General features: G+C 69.3%; 13 protein-coding genes. 10 read left to right on the plus strand and 3 right to left on the minus strand.

Annotated elements, in window-relative coordinates; all coding sequences use genetic code 11:
* Nucleotides 1-6 precede the first annotated feature (6 nt).
* From ACFV15_RS27950 to ACFV15_RS27960, 3 genes are all read right to left on the minus strand, one after another.
* Nucleotides 7-909 carry an HAD family hydrolase gene (locus ACFV15_RS27950; protein WP_378353675.1) on the minus strand — a complete coding sequence of 301 codons (903 nt, stop codon included), beginning with the start codon at nucleotides 907-909 and terminating at the stop codon, nucleotides 7-9.
* Nucleotides 910-982: 73 nt separating this feature from the next.
* On the minus strand, nucleotides 983-1,996 hold the full coding sequence (locus tag ACFV15_RS27955; protein ID WP_378353676.1) for a DUF5667 domain-containing protein: 1,014 nt from the start codon (nucleotides 1,994-1,996) through the stop codon (nucleotides 983-985).
* Nucleotides 1,997-2,081: 85 nt separating this feature from the next.
* Nucleotides 2,082-2,738 (minus strand): sigma-70 family RNA polymerase sigma factor, encoded by a 657-nt coding sequence (locus ACFV15_RS27960; RefSeq protein WP_378353678.1) that lies wholly within the window; start codon nucleotides 2,736-2,738, stop codon nucleotides 2,082-2,084.
* Between the two features lie 286 nt (nucleotides 2,739-3,024).
* On the opposite strand from ACFV15_RS27960, the gene ACFV15_RS27965 reads away from it, so the two are divergent.
* The 10 genes from ACFV15_RS27965 (at nucleotide 3,025) to hemB (ending at nucleotide 13,681) form a co-directional block, all read left to right on the plus strand.
* The gene (locus ACFV15_RS27965) at nucleotides 3,025-4,494 is read left to right on the plus strand and encodes an AMP-binding protein (protein WP_378353680.1); all 1,470 of its coding nucleotides are present in this window, start codon (nucleotides 3,025-3,027) and stop codon (nucleotides 4,492-4,494) included.
* Between the two features lie 4 nt (nucleotides 4,495-4,498).
* Nucleotides 4,499-4,735: a glutaredoxin family protein gene (locus ACFV15_RS27970; RefSeq protein ID WP_378353681.1), complete on the plus strand. Its 237-nt coding sequence runs from the start codon at nucleotides 4,499-4,501 to the stop codon at nucleotides 4,733-4,735.
* Between the two features lie 118 nt (nucleotides 4,736-4,853).
* Nucleotides 4,854-6,395 (plus strand): molybdopterin-dependent oxidoreductase, encoded by a 1,542-nt coding sequence (locus ACFV15_RS27975; RefSeq protein WP_378353733.1) that lies wholly within the window; start codon nucleotides 4,854-4,856, stop codon nucleotides 6,393-6,395.
* Between the two features lie 199 nt (nucleotides 6,396-6,594).
* Nucleotides 6,595-7,200: a fasciclin domain-containing protein gene (locus ACFV15_RS27980; protein WP_378353735.1), complete on the plus strand. Its 606-nt coding sequence runs from the start codon at nucleotides 6,595-6,597 to the stop codon at nucleotides 7,198-7,200.
* A 222-nt stretch (nucleotides 7,201-7,422) separates the two neighbouring features.
* The gene (locus ACFV15_RS27985; RefSeq protein WP_378353683.1) at nucleotides 7,423-8,214 is read left to right on the plus strand and encodes a redox-sensing transcriptional repressor Rex; all 792 of its coding nucleotides are present in this window, start codon (nucleotides 7,423-7,425) and stop codon (nucleotides 8,212-8,214) included.
* Entirely contained in the window at nucleotides 8,211-9,530 is a 1,320-nt protein-coding gene (locus ACFV15_RS27990) for a glutamyl-tRNA reductase (RefSeq protein ID WP_378353684.1), read from the plus strand. Before ACFV15_RS27985 ends, ACFV15_RS27990 begins: the two co-directional genes overlap by 4 nt.
* Nucleotides 9,527-10,483 carry a hydroxymethylbilane synthase gene (gene hemC, locus ACFV15_RS27995; protein ID WP_378353686.1) on the plus strand — a complete coding sequence of 319 codons (957 nt, stop codon included), beginning with the start codon at nucleotides 9,527-9,529 and terminating at the stop codon, nucleotides 10,481-10,483. Before ACFV15_RS27990 ends, hemC begins: the two co-directional genes overlap by 4 nt.
* A 58-nt stretch (nucleotides 10,484-10,541) precedes the next feature.
* Nucleotides 10,542-12,074, plus strand: a complete 1,533-nt coding sequence (locus ACFV15_RS28000) for a uroporphyrinogen-III synthase (RefSeq protein ID WP_378353687.1) — start codon at nucleotides 10,542-10,544, stop codon at nucleotides 12,072-12,074.
* Nucleotides 12,075-12,220: 146 nt separating this feature from the next.
* Nucleotides 12,221-12,637 carry a hypothetical protein gene (locus ACFV15_RS28005; protein ID WP_378353689.1) on the plus strand — a complete coding sequence of 139 codons (417 nt, stop codon included), beginning with the start codon at nucleotides 12,221-12,223 and terminating at the stop codon, nucleotides 12,635-12,637.
* 69 nt (nucleotides 12,638-12,706) lie between these two features.
* Entirely contained in the window at nucleotides 12,707-13,681 is a 975-nt protein-coding gene (hemB, locus tag ACFV15_RS28010; protein WP_378353691.1) for a porphobilinogen synthase, read from the plus strand.
* Nucleotides 13,682-13,796 lie beyond the last annotated feature (115 nt).

A 13,796-nucleotide genomic window follows, 5' to 3' on the forward strand; every position in this document is an offset into this window, starting at 1 on the left:
GTCGGGCTAGCGGCGACGGTAGGCGAGGCCCGCGGCGACCGCGCCGGCGAGTGCTCCGGCGCCGAGCACCGAGGGCACACCGATCTTGGCTGCCTTGCGGCCGGTGCGGAAGTCGCGGATCTCCCAGCCGCGGGCGCGGGCGACGTCGCGCAGGCCCGCGTCGGGGTTGACCGCGACCGCGGTGCCGACCGCCGAGAGCATCGGGACGTCGTTCTGGGAGTCCGAGTAGGCCGTGCAGCGGCGCAGGTTCAGGCCCTCGCGTGAGGCGAGCGCGCGGACGGCGTGTGCCTTGGCGCGGCCGTGGAGCAGGTCGCCGACGAGACGCCCGGTGTAGACGCCGTTCTCGGTCTCGGCGACCGTGCCGAGCGCGCCGGTGAGGCCGAGGCGGCGCGAGATGATGGCCGCGAGTTCGATCGGGGTCGCGGTGACGAGCCATACGCGCTGGCCCGCGTCGAGGTGCATTTGCGCGAGCGCGCGGGTGCCGGACCAGATCTTGTCGGCCATCAGCTCGTCGTAGATCTCTTCGCTGATCTCGGTCAGCTCCGCGACCGTTCGTCCGGCCACAAAGGACAGTGCCTGCTCGCGGTGTGTCTTGATGTCTTCCTTGTTCTCGCGGCCGCCGACGCGGAATTTCACCTGCTGCCACATGAAACCGGCGAGATCGGCGGTGGTGAAGAACTTGCGCGCGGCGAGACCGCGTGCGAAGTAGAAGATCGACGCGCCCATCATCATGGTGTTGTCGACGTCGAAGAAGGCGGCGGCTGTCAGGTCCGGCGGAGCCGGCGGGGTGGGCGGCAGCGCCAGTCCCGCGGCTTCCATCGCGACGGCGGCGTCAGCCGACGCCTCGCCCGCGAGAGTGGCGAGCCGTTCGAGTTCCTGACTCTTGTCCTTGCCACGCCAAGATGACACGCACACCGCCTCAGGTCGGAAGAACCGGTCCTGTGCACAGAGTAGCGACCACGGAACCTGGCTCGCGTCAAGCCTAGGGAATGATGATAGGCGGCAGGCCAGGCAACAAGGGTGGCAACGAGATCAACGGCGGCTGACTTGTCGTCGGTATCGGCAGCGGCGGCAACTGCGTCGGCAGGATCGGCGGCGGGATCACCGGAGGCGGCTTCGCCGCGCTGCCGGACGGCGGCGCACCGGCGCTGGTCGGGCGCGACACCCCGGACGACGGCGAGCCCGTCGACGTCAGCACCGAGGTCGGCACGGTCGGCGTCTGCTCTGGCTCGTTGGGGTTGGGCGGCGGCTTCGACGGCGCCTGCTCGCAGACGCCGGTCGCGGGCAGCATGCCGAGTTCGTCAGCCAGGCCCGTGGTGATCTGGTAGCAGTTCAGCCGCCCGGAAAGGTCCGTAGCCCGCCGCTCGACCTTCAACAGCGTCGGGTCGGCCGCGGCGAGCCTGCCCGTGTGCTGACGGGCCCAGTCCCGCAGTTGCGTCAGCAGGACTTGACCGCCGTTGGCCGTGGCGAACGCGGTCAGCTGCGTGACGCCTTGGCGTGCTTCGGTCTCGAAGTCGGCGAGGCCTTCACTGAAGGCGGGGGTGGCGGGAGTCAGCCGGGTCAGCTCGTTGAGCCGGTTGGTGGCGAACTCGAGGTGCTTCTCGGCCTTCTCCTGCTCGCCGAAGGTGAGCCCGAGCTCGGCCTGCTCGCCCGCGAGCTTCATCGTGTAGAGCGCGTCGCCAGGCAAAGCGTCCTTCGACATGACCATGCTCAGCCCGCCGAGCGCGATCGCCACCGTCGCGGCCGCCACGAGCACGCGGGTCATCATGCGCGGGGCGCGCGACGGCTCCGGCTCCTCGTCGGGCGGCGTGAGCCTGCCGACGATCTCCGCGCGGATGCGGCGCTTGGTCTCCGCGTCCGGCGTGCCTGCCGCGCCGAGTGAACGGAGGCTGCCGATCAACGCGAGTTCGGCGCCGAACTCGCCGGCTTCCGAGGGGTCGTCGAGGGCGCGAGCGAACCTTTCGCCCTCGTCGCGCTCACGCCTCAAGTTCCGCACTCCGACTCCATCACCGGTCACAGTCGGAATGAGAACGATCCGGAGTACCCCGGAGTTACGGCTACTGGAAAGTAGATAAATAGTGCTAACGAATGCCGGTCGGCAGCAGCTGGGCCAGCCTGCGGACGGCCCGGTGCTGCAATGCCTTGATGGCGCCTTCGTTGCGGCGCATGATCTGCGCGGTCTCGGCGACCGACAGGCCCTGCATGAAGCGCAGAATGATGCATTCGCGCTGGTCATCGCCCAGTTCGGCGACGCACTTGAGCAGCTCGGTCCTGGTCGCGCGGGTGATCGCTTCCTGCTCGGGGCCCGGCTGGCCCTGCACCGTCGGCTCGGTGACCTCGTCGGTGACGACCTCGAGGCGGAAGCGGCTGGACTTCACGTGGTCCAGGATCAGGTTGCGCGCGATGGTGACGAACCAGGCGCCGACGTCACGGCCCTGGTAGCTGACCGAGGTGATGCGCCGCAGCGCGCGCAGGAACGTCTCGCTGGTGACGTCCTCGGCCAGGTCGCGGTCGCCGAGCCGAAAGAGCACATAGCGGTAGACCACGTCGACGTAGCGGTCGTAGAGCAGGCCGAACGCGCCCGAGTCGCCCTTCTGGGCGGCCGTGACGAGTTCCCACGCCTCGGTCTTCGCGAGTTCCGGATCTTTCTTGGGAGTGGCCTTGGCAGCAGAACGCCTGATGATGTGCCCTGCCACCAGTGCGGCGGGTCCACGCATCGCGGCGACTTGCAGGCTCATCTCGAGGCACCTCCGGCGGGCTCGCCACTGTAGTCAATGCCCCCGAGTCCCCGCAGGGAGTCTTGACCTGTGCGGACTGCTTCGTCAACAGCGGTCACGGTGACTCCCTTTCTGACCCTGAGTGAGCAATGACACTCGGGTCCGCTTCGGCAGCATACGTGTTGTTACCGGGAAGTAGGTAGTGGTGTCCAGCTTGCGGAGATGCGACGGAGCGCGCGTATCCCCATGACGGGGGAGGAGATGACAAACTGGCAACGGTCCTCCACGCCGAACCACGGGAGTCGATTTGAGCGTCTCGCAGCTGCTTGCCCACGCCGGGGACAACTGGCCGGACGATGTCGCGCTCATCGAGACGGGCACCGGCGGCACGCTCACCTGGGCACAGTTCGACGCCGCCGCGAACGGGCTGGCGGCGCGGCTGATCGCGGCGGGCGTCGAGCCAGGTGACCGGGTCGCGCTGCGGCTGCCGACCTCGCCGGATTTCGCGGTCTCGTTCTTCGCCGCGCTGCGGGCGGGCGCGATCGTCGTGCCCATCTCGCCGCAGGCACCCGGCCCGGAGCTGCTCCAGCTGCTGGAGCACAGCGGCGCGAAGCTGGTCGTCGAGCGCGAGCCATTTGACGGACTGCCCGCCGAAGTCTCGTCCGTCGCGCCCAGCGTCGAGCCCGGGGAGCCGGTCGACGTCGGCCGGACCGGCGAGGACATAGCGGTCATCTCGTACACCTCAGGCACCACCGGCCCGCCGCGCGGCGTGATGCTGTCGCATCGCGCGCTGCGCGCGAACGTCGACCAGGTGCTGCAGGCCGGGCCGGGCACGCTGGAGTGGGCCGACCGGATTCTGATCACCATTCCGCTGTTCCACGTCTACGGCTTGGGCCCCGGCCTGCTGACCGCCATCGCCGTCGGCGCGACCGTGGTGTTCGCCGAGCGCTTCGAGGCGAAGCGCACGCTCGCGGACTGCGCGACGCATCGCGTGACCGCGATCGCGGGCGTCCCGACCATGTACGCCGAGTTCGCCGCGCTGCCCGCCGAAGACCTGGCCACCGGGCTGGCGACCGTCCGCAGGCTCACCTCGGGCGCCGCGCCGCTGCACCCGAAGGTGCTCGCCGCGATCCGCCAGGCGACCGGGCTGGGCGTGTTCGAGGGCTACGGGCTCACCGAATGCGCGCCGGTGGTCACTTCCACGCTGGTCACGGGCTACCCGAAGCCGGGGTCGGTCGGCAGGCCGCTGCCTGGCATCGAACTGCGGCTGGTCGACAGCGACGGCAAGCCCGAGCTGCCCGAAGACGAGGACGACCCGTTCGAAGACGGCTCCGGGACCGGGCTCGTCGCGGTCCGCGGCGCGAACCTGTTCTCCGGGTACTGGCCGGACGGCGACCACGGGCCGGACGAGGAGGGCTGGTTCCGCACCGGCGACGTCGGCTACCTCGACACCGACGGCGATCTGCACCTGGTCGACCGCGCGAACGACCTGATCATCGTCAACGGTTTCAACGTCTATCCGACCGAGGTCGAGAACATCATCAACGAGCTCCCGGAGGTCATCGAGGCCGCCGTGGTCGGCGTCGTCGACGAGCGGACCGGCGAGGCGGTCAAGGCCGTCGTCGTGCCCGCGCCGGGTGCCGCGCTGTCCGAGCAGCAGGTGATCGAGCACGTCGCGGCCAAGGTCGCCGGGTACAAGGTGCCGAGGACCGTGGAATTCGTGGACGACCTGCCGCACTCGTCGACCGGGAAACTCAGGCGTATCAAGCTACGCTGAAACCATGTCGCACCAGGTCACGGTGATGAGCCGGAAAGGTTGCTCCGCCTGCGTCAAGGCGGAGGAGGACGTCGCGCGGATCTGCGCCGAGCTCGGCGTGGAGTGGACGACCGCCGACGTCGACAGCGACCCGGAATGGCGTGCCGAGTACGGCGACCGGGTTCCGGTGATCCTGGTCGACGGTGACGAGCACAGCTACTGGTCGGTGGACGAGCCGCGGCTCCGCAAAACACTGAAATGAGCGTCGCGAAGCGACTCCGTTGAGGGTGGCGGTGGGAGACGGGAGGGCGTAAGCGAGCCGTAAGGCGCTCTGGCCAACCGGGACGGCACTCCGCTCCGAAGATGGGAGTGTGAGTGATCTGAAAACGAACTCCCGGCTGCTGCCGATACCGCTCGGCGCGTTGGCGGGCGTGCTGGCCGCGGTCGCCGCGTTGGCCGCCGGGCACCTGGTCGCGGCCTTCGTCGGGCTGAACGCGTCGCCGTATCTCGCGGTCGGCAACGCGGCGATCGACCTGACGCCGCTGCCGGTGAAGACCTGGGCCGTCGACACGTTCGGCACCGCCGACAAGGCCGTGCTGCTGACCGGGATGGCGCTGGTGATGCTGCTGGCGGCGTGCCTGGCCGGCGTGCTCTCCCGGCGCAAGCCGTTGGCGGGGCAGATCATCGTCGGGTTGTTCGGCGTCGCGGGCATCGCGGCCGTGATGAGCAGGCCCGATCTGGGGCAGCTGGCGATACTCGCGCCGTTCGTGAGCGTTCTTGTCGGTGTCGGGGTGTTCACTTGGCTGCATCGGATCTTGCTCCCGCAGACCTACGCCGAGCCCGCGGAGGGCACGACCCGACGCAAGTTCCTGATCACCGGGGCCGGAGTCGCGGTCGGCGCCGGAGTCGCGGGTCTGGCCGGGCAGTCGATCGGGGCTTCGAAGGATGCCGAAGGCTCGCGCGCGACCGTCGGCAAGCTCGTCGCCGCGCGCACCGCGCCGCCGATCCCGGCGGACGCGGACTTCGCCAAGTTCGGCACGCCGCGGTTCCTGACCATGGCGCCCGAGCAGTTCTACAAGATCGACACCGCGCTGGTGGTGCCGCAGGTACGCATCGAGGATTGGAGCCTGAAGATCCACGGGATGGTGGATCGGGAGATCACCTTCTCCTACTCGGACATCCGCAACCGGCCGCTCGTCGAGCGGGTGGTCACGCTGACCTGCGTGTCCAACGAGGTCGGCGGGAACCTGATCTCCACCGGCAAGTTCATCGGCGTCGACCTGGCCGATCTGCTCAACGAGGCAGGCGTCAAACCCGGCGCCGAGCAGCTGTTCTCGACCAGCGTCGACGGCTGGACCGCCGGCACGCCCGTGCCGATCATGCTCGATCCGAACCGCGGCGCGATGCTCGCCATCGGCATGAACGACGAGCCGCTGACCGTCGAGCACGGTTTCCCGGCGCGGCTCGTGGTGCCGGGGCTGTACGGGTACGTGTCGGCCACGAAATGGGTCACCGACTTGGAATTGACCACCTGGGCCGATCGCCAGGCCTACTGGCTCAAGCGTGGCTGGGGCCAGTTCGGGCCGATCAAGACGGAGTCGCGGATCGATCGCCCGAGCGGGTTCGCCCAGGTGGGCACCGGCCCGCTGCGGGTGTCCGGCATCGCGTGGGCGCAGCACACCGGCATCGAGCGCGTCGAGGTCAGGCTGAACCAGGGCGCGTGGCAGCAGGCCATGCTCTCCGCCGAGGTGACGAAGGATGCCTGGCGCATGTGGTGGCTCGACGTGGACGTCCCGAAGGGGACGCATCAGCTGTTCGTCCGTGCGACCGATCAGGCCGGATACACGCAGACCGAAGCGCGTGCCGACGTGGTTCCCGACGGCGCGACCGGCTGGCATTCCGTCTCGCTCGACGCCCGCTAGGGGTCGTGAGTGTTTTGACCGGTTAGAACCGGCCGTACCACTCACGACCAAAATAATTCCAATCCACTTCCGCACCGGCGGCGAATACCTCCTGTCCGTGAGATTTCCCCTTCCCCGGCTGGAGTGATGCGCAGTGAAGAATGTTCGTGGTGTCGTCGGAATCGCCATCGGATCCGCTTTCGCGCTGAGTGCCTGCAGCATGGGCGGCACCACGTCGAACTCCGCACCGGCCCCGGCGCCACCGCCGGCGGCAGCGCCTGCCTCGGCTTCGTCTTCGGCGGCTTCGGGCAGCGACGGCGTCACGACCAACGCCGACGTGTTCGGTCCAGCCTGCGCCAAGCTGCCGACCGGCAACGCGCCAGGCAGCCTCGACTCCATGGGCCCGCAGCCCGTCGGCAGCGCGGCCAGCACGAACCCGCTGCTCAAGAAGCTGGTCGCGGCCGTCACCGCGGCCAACCTGGTCGACCCGCTCAACTCGGCGCCCGGCATCACGGTGTTCGCGCCTGCCGACGACGCGTTCAAGGCATTGGGTGACGCGAAGTTCACGGAATTGGCGAACAATCCGGCGAAGCTCGCGCCCATTCTCAAATACCACGTCGCGAGCAAGCGTTATGACGCGAAAGGCCTCGCGGACGAGGTTTCCATCGACACTTTGGACACCGAAGGCGGCCCGCTGAAAATCGAAGGTTCCGGCGAGAACATCACCGTCAACGGCAACCCGATTCTCTGCGGCAACATCCCGACCAAGAACGCGACGGTCTTCGTGATCGGCAAGGTACTCACCCCGGGCACCAACAAGTCCTGACGGCCGGATCCCCCAGGGGTCGTGAGCGTTGCGGGCGGTTCTGGCCGTTCGGAACGCTCACGACCCCTGCGTGGCGTTCGTCATGCCGCCGACCTGTGACTTTGTGCCTGCGTTCACAAGTGGCTACCGTAGACGCATCGGCCCCGTGCGGCGCCCGGATCGAACCGGAAGACGCTCGCCGGGTCAAGAGTCAGTTTTTGCGTTTTCGGTGAGGAGAACCGCGTGGTGTCACAGCGAGGCCGGCGCAACGGGGCCGCGGTGGCCGCCGGCACGCCGGACGCGGACAACGCGCCGACAGCCGAGATGCCCGCGGTGACCGTCGAGGCCGACCCGGTACGCGCCCGCTCGATCCCCGAGGCCGCCGTCGCCAGGCTGGCCGTCTACCTGCGGGTGCTGTCCGGGATGTCGGACCAGGGCGCGACCACGGTCGCCAGCGAGGAGCTGTCCGCGGCCGCCGGGGTCAACTCCGCCAAGCTGCGCAAAGACCTGTCCTACCTCGGTTCGTACGGCACGCGCGGCGTCGGTTACGAGGTCAGCGTGCTCATCGAGGAGATCGAGCGGATTCTCGGGCTGACCCGCAAGCACAAGGTCGCCGTGGTCGGTATCGGTAACCTCGGCCACGCGCTGGCCAACTACGGCGGGTTCCCCGGCCGCGGCTTCCCCGTCGAGGCGCTGTTCGACCTCGACCCCGACCTGATCGGCATCCCGGTCGGCGGCATCCCGGTCTCGCACCTCGAGGACATCGCCGCGGTGTGCGAGGAGCGGGAGATCTCCATCGGTGTCATCGCCACCCCGCCGACCGCGGCGCAGTCCGTCTGCGATCGCCTGGTCGCGGGTGGCGTGCAGTGCATCCTCAACTTCGCCCCAGTAGTACTTCAAGTGCCATCGCATATAGAAGTACGCAAGGTCGACCTGGCCGTCGAGTTGCAGATCCTGTCCTTCCACGTGGCACGGCGGGCCGACGCGGAACTCGGAGCGAACGGAACCGGGAACGGGTACGTGATTCAGACATGAGCATTCTTGCTGTCGGCCTGTCCCACCGCAGCGCCGAACTCACCACACTCGAGCGCGTGGCCATCGCGCCCCACAACCAGGGCAAGGTCCTGCACCAGCTGCAGCAGGCGCCGCACGTCAGCGAGGTCATGCTCGTCTCGACCTGCAACCGCACCGAGGTCTACGCGGTCGTCGAAACCTTCCACGGTGGCCTGGGCGACGTCACGGACGTGCTGGCCGCGCAGGCCGGGATGGACCAGACCGACCTCTACGACAGCCTGTACGTGCACTACGCGGGCGCCGCCGTCGAGCACGTGTTCAACGTCGCGTCCGGGTTGGACTCGATGGTCGTCGGCGAGACCCAGATCCTCGGCCAGGTGCGATCGTCCTATGCGGAGGCTCGCGAGGCCGGCACCGTCGGCCGGACGCTGCACGAGCTGATCCAGACCACGCTGCGCGTCGGCAAGCGGGTCCACACCGAGACCGGACTTGACGCACTCGGTGCCTCGGTCGTGTCCGAATCCTTGGCGGCCGCCGGTGATCTGACCGGTGCGCACGCGCTGATCGTGGGCGCCGGTTCGATGGGCGCGCTGTCCGGTTCGCACCTGCGCAAGGCCGGTGTCGGCGGGATCACCGTCGTCAACCGCACCCAGGTCAACGCCGAACGCCTCGCCGCGTCGATCACCGAGAACGGCGTGCCGGCGAGCGCGATGCCGATGAGCGAACTCGCCGCCGCCGTCGCGAAGGCCGACGTCGTCGTCGCGTGCACCGGCTCGCAGGACGCGGTGGTGACTCTCGAGCATCTCGTGGCGCGCACCAAGCCGGTCGTCATCTGCGACCTCGGGCTCCCGCGTGACGTGGACCCGGCGGTGACGAGCGTCGCCGGTGTGACGCTGGTCGACCTCGAGACCGTCCAGCGCCGCATGCACGACGCGGGCACCCCGACCACGGAGAAGCAGAAGGCCCGCGCCGCAGGCATCGTGCTCGACGAGGTGCGCGAGTACCTCGCCGGTCAGCGCAGCGCCGAGGTTACCCCGACCGTCACCGCGCTGCGCCGCCGCGCGGCCGAGGTGGTCGACGCCGAACTGCTCCGACTGGACAACCGCCTGCCGGACATGGATGTCGCGGTGCGCGAAGAAGTGGGCCGCACGGTGCGCCGCGTGGTCGACAAGCTGCTCCACGCGCCGACCGTGCGTGTCAAGCAGCTGGCCGCCGAGACGGCCGACACCGATTACGCCAACGCGCTGCGTGAGCTGTTCTGCCTCGATCCGCAGGCCCCCGCCGCGGTCGCCAGCCCCACAGCACCACCGACTGTGAATCCGAAAGCAGACAAGTGAGCCGAGTAATCAAGATCGGGACGCGCGGGAGCAAGCTCGCACTCGCGCAGACCGGAACGGTCGCCGACGCCCTGCGCGCGACCGGCGCCGAAGTCGAACTCGTCACCGTGACCACGCCCGGTGATGTTTCGAGCGCGCCGATTCCCACGATCGGGGTCGGGGTGTTCACCTCCGCGCTGCGCGACGCGCTGCTGGCAGGCGACGTCGACGTGATCGTCCACTCCTACAAGGACCTGCCGACCGCGCCGCACGAGGGCATTTCGCTGGCCGCCGTGCCGCCGCGCGAGGACCCGCGCGACGCGCTGATCGCCCGTGACGGCCTCACTCTCGGTGAGCTGCCGCCAGGGTCCAAAGTGGGCACCGGGTCGCCTCGGCGCACCGCGCAGCTGCAGGCGCTGGGCCTCGGTTTGGAAATCGTGCCGATTCGCGGCAACATTGACACCCGCATGGGCAAGGTCTCGAGCGGCGAGCTGGATGCCGTCGTCCTCGCCCGTGCCGGACTGGTGCGGATCGGCCGCGGCGACGCGATCACCGAGACGCTCGACCCGATCCAGATGCTTCCCGCGCCGGCGCAGGGTGCGCTGGCGGTGGAATGCCGGTCGGCCGATGTGGACACCGAGCACCTGCTCCGGTCCACATTGGACGATGAAACGACCAGGGTGGCCGTTGCCGCCGAGCGCTCGCTGCTGGCGGCGCTCGAGGCGGGCTGCAGCGCCCCGGTCGGAGCTTTGGCGGAAGTCGTCGAGGACCTGGACGCCGAGGGCGCGGTCATCGAACGGATTTCGCTGCGCGGCACCGCTGCCGCCGAGTTCGAGGGTGGAGCGGTGGACATGCTGCGAGCCTCCGCGCTCGCGGAAAAGACTGAAGCGGTAGAGCTCGGCCGGACGCTGGCCGCCGAGCTGCTGGACCTGGGAGCCGGAGCGCTCTCGGGACCGGGCCGCACCAACCAGTGAGACGCTGAAAGATCCGGCCGGGATGGACTACGGCCGCTTACGAGGAGAAACGCAAACGATGACCCCCGCGCGTAAGACCACAGGGCGTGTCGCCTTCGTGGGCTCGGGCCCTGGTGACGCCGGTCTGCTGACCGTCCGCGCCCAGGAGCTGCTCGCCAAGGCCGAGGTCGTGGTGACCGACCCGGACGTACCCGCCGGTGTGCTGGCCTTCGCCAGCGCCGAGGCCGAGGTCCGCCCGGCCGTCGGTGAGCCGACCGAGGTCGCGAAGGACCTGACCAACGAGGCCAAGGCCGGACGGCTGGTGCTCCGGCTCATCGCCGGTGACCCGCTGACCCAGCCCGCCGTGGTCGCCGAGGTGCAGGCCGTGTCCCGCACCAGCGCGGTCTTCGACATCGTCCCCGGCGTCTCGCCAGGCGCGGCCGTCCCGGCCTACGCCGGTGTCGCGCTCGGCGGCACGCACGTCGAGGTGGACGTGCGCGAGGAGATCGACTGGGCCGCGCTGGCCAAGTCGGCAGGCCCGATCGTGCTGAACGCCACCTCGAGCCACCTGGCCGAGGCCGCGTCGCAGCTGGTCGAGCACGGGCTGCCGTCGTCGACCCCGGTCGCGGTGACCTCCAACGGCACCATCAACACCCAGCGCACCCTCGACACCACGCTGCAGTCGGTGTCGCAGGAGGCCGGTGAGCTCGTCGGCCCGCTGATCGTCACCATCGGCCAGGCGGCCGGGCAGCGCTCCAAGCTGTCGTGGTGGGAGTCGCGCGCGCTGTACGGCTGGAAGGTCCTGGTGCCGCGCACCAAGGAGCAGGCTGGCGAGATGGCGGAGCGGCTTCGCGGCCACGGCGCCACGTCGCACGAGGTGCCGACCATCTCGGTCGAGCCGCCGCGCAGCCCCGCCCAGATGGAGCGCTCGGTCAAGGGCCTCGTCGACGGCCGCTACCAGTGGATCGTCTTCACCTCCACCAACGCGGTCCGCGCGGTGTGGGAGAAGTTCGAGGAGTTCGGCCTGGACGCGCGTGCGTTCTCCGGCGTGAAGATCGCCTGTGTCGGCGAGTCGACCGCGGCCAAGGTGCGCTCGTTCGGCATCATCCCCGAGCTGGTCCCGACCGGCGAGCAGTCGTCCGAGGGCCTGCTGGCCGAGTTCCCGCCGTACGACGACGTGCTGGACCCGGTCGACCGCGTGCTGCTGCCGCGCGCCGACATCGCCACCGAGACCCTGTCGGCCGGTCTGCGCGACCGTGGCTGGGAGATCGACGACGTGACGGCGTACCGGACCGTCCGTGCGGCCCCGCCGCCAGCCGAGACCCGCGAGATGATCAAGACCGGCGGTTTCGACGCGGTCTGCTTCACCTCGTCCTCGACCGTGCGGAACCTGGTCGGCATCGCGGGCAAGCCGCACACCCGCACGCTGGTCGCGTGCATCGGCCCGAAGACCGCGGAGACCGCGGTCGAGTTCGGGCTCCGCGTGGACGTCCAGCCCGAGAAGGCCGACATCCCGCACCTGGTGGACGCGCTGGCGGAGCACGCCGCGCGCCTGCGCGCCGAGGGTGCGCTGCCGCCGCCCCGCAAGGCGAAGCGCGCTCGTCGCAGCTGAATCTGATTCGTGAAATGGCCGCCTTTTTCAAGGCGGCCATTTCGCGTTTCAGTGGTGGCTGAAAGCTGTTCCTGAGCCGTCGGAGGTGGCGCTAACCTGGCCTTTTCCTGGTGAAACACATCGGGAATCGTCACTGGGGAGTGAATGTGAAACGCATTTCTCGTGCTGCCCGTATCACCGCGGCCACCGGCGCGGCGGCGTTCGGAGTACTCGGTTTCACGGGCACCGCGTCTGCCACGCAGGAGGCGGTGAGCCCGTTCTCGGTCTGCAGCCCTGCCGGGTGTGACGCGCAGCGCGTCGACGGCACCGTGGAGTACCTCTCCGGGCAGAACCGGGCGCGGATCGTCGTCCGGCTCACCGACACCACGCCGCCGGAGAATTTCCTGATCGCCAGGCTCGAGCTGGGCGGTTGGCTGGGCAGCCAGAGCTGGACCTTGCAGTCCAACGGCCAGTCGAAGCAGTTCGTGCTGACCTCCGAGGAGATCGCGCCTGCTTCGCTGGGCGTCTCCGCGTGCACCGCCCCGCCGTCGGCGTGCAACAAGGTGAGCGTGCCGGTCCGCTGAGTTCAGGCCCCTTCCGCCAAGTCCGGCTTGGTGGAAGGGGCTCACCCGGACAGGCGTAACCTTGGGGGAGTGTTCCCAGAACATCGTCCCCGCAGACTCCGTGTAACCCCGGCCATGCGCAGGCTGGTGGGGGAAACCACGTTGAGGCCCCGTCAGCTCATCCTGCCGATGTTCGTGGCAGAGGGCGCCACCGAACCGCGCCCGATCGCGAGCATGCCGGGTGTCGTCCAGCACACCCGTGACTCTCTCCGCAAAGCCGCCGTCGCCGCCGTCCGTGGCGGGGTCGGCGGGCTGATGATCTTCGGTGTCCCCGAAAAGCACGACGCCACCGGCTCCGGCGGCATCGACGAGAACGGCATCCTCAACGTCGCGCTGCGCGACCTGCGGTCCGAGCTCGGCGACGAGACCGTGCTGATGGCCGACACCTGTCTCGACGAGTTCACCGACCACGGCCACTGCGGCGTGCTCGACGTCGACGGCAACGTCGACAACGACGCCACGCTGAGCGTGTACGCCGAGATGGCCGTCGCGCAGGCCGAAGCGGGCGCGCACATGGTCGGCCCGAGCGGCATGATGGACGGCCAGGTCGGCGTCATCCGCCGCGCGCTCGACCAGACCGGGCACGCCGACGTCGGCATCCTCGCGTACTCGGCGAAGTACGCCAGCGCGTTCTTCGGCCCGTTCCGCGAGGCGGTGAACTCACAGCTCAAGGGCGACCGCAAGACGTACCAGCAGGACCCCGGCAACGCGCGCGAAGCGCTGCGCGAGATCGAGCTGGACATCGCAGAGGGCGCCGACATGGTCATGGTCAAGCCCGCTCTGTCCTATTTGGACGTCGTGCGGGCCGCGGCCGACCTGTCCTCGGTTCCCGTTGCGGCGTACAACATCTCCGGCGAGTACGCGATGGTCGAGGCCGCCGCCGCCAACGGCTGGCTCGACCGCGAGCGCACGATCCTCGAGGTGCTCACCTCGATCCGCCGCGCGGGCGCCGACGTCATCCTGAGCTACTGGGCCGCCGAAGCCACCGCCTGGCTCAACGACTGACCGTGGTCGTGAGTGGTATGGCCGGGAGTTTACGCCCATACAAAGAACCCCCCGGGGAGCGAGGGGAGGAATCGGGGTTTTTGGGGGGTTACACCGCAAATGAGGGTCAAAACAA

Origin of the sequence: Amycolatopsis sp. NPDC059657 (assembly GCF_042734395.1) — a bacterium.
In the GTDB taxonomy this organism is placed as follows: domain Bacteria; phylum Actinomycetota; class Actinomycetes; order Mycobacteriales; family Pseudonocardiaceae; genus Amycolatopsis.

Excerpts from the sequence above, each read along its gene's own strand:
- ACFV15_RS27960 (WP_378353678.1), bottom strand. The coding sequence starts at position 2,738 with ATGAGCCTGCAAGTCGCCGCGATGCGTGGACCCGCCGCACTGGTGGCA.
- ACFV15_RS27970 (WP_378353681.1), top strand. The coding sequence starts at position 4,499 with ATGTCGCACCAGGTCACGGTGATGAGCCGGAAAGGTTGCTCCGCCTGC.
- ACFV15_RS27980 (WP_378353735.1), top strand. The coding sequence starts at position 6,595 with ATGGGCGGCACCACGTCGAACTCCGCACCGGCCCCGGCGCCACCGCCG.
- ACFV15_RS27990 (WP_378353684.1), top strand. The coding sequence starts at position 8,211 with ATGAGCATTCTTGCTGTCGGCCTGTCCCACCGCAGCGCCGAACTCACC.
- ACFV15_RS28000 (WP_378353687.1), top strand. The coding sequence starts at position 10,542 with ATGACCCCCGCGCGTAAGACCACAGGGCGTGTCGCCTTCGTGGGCTCG.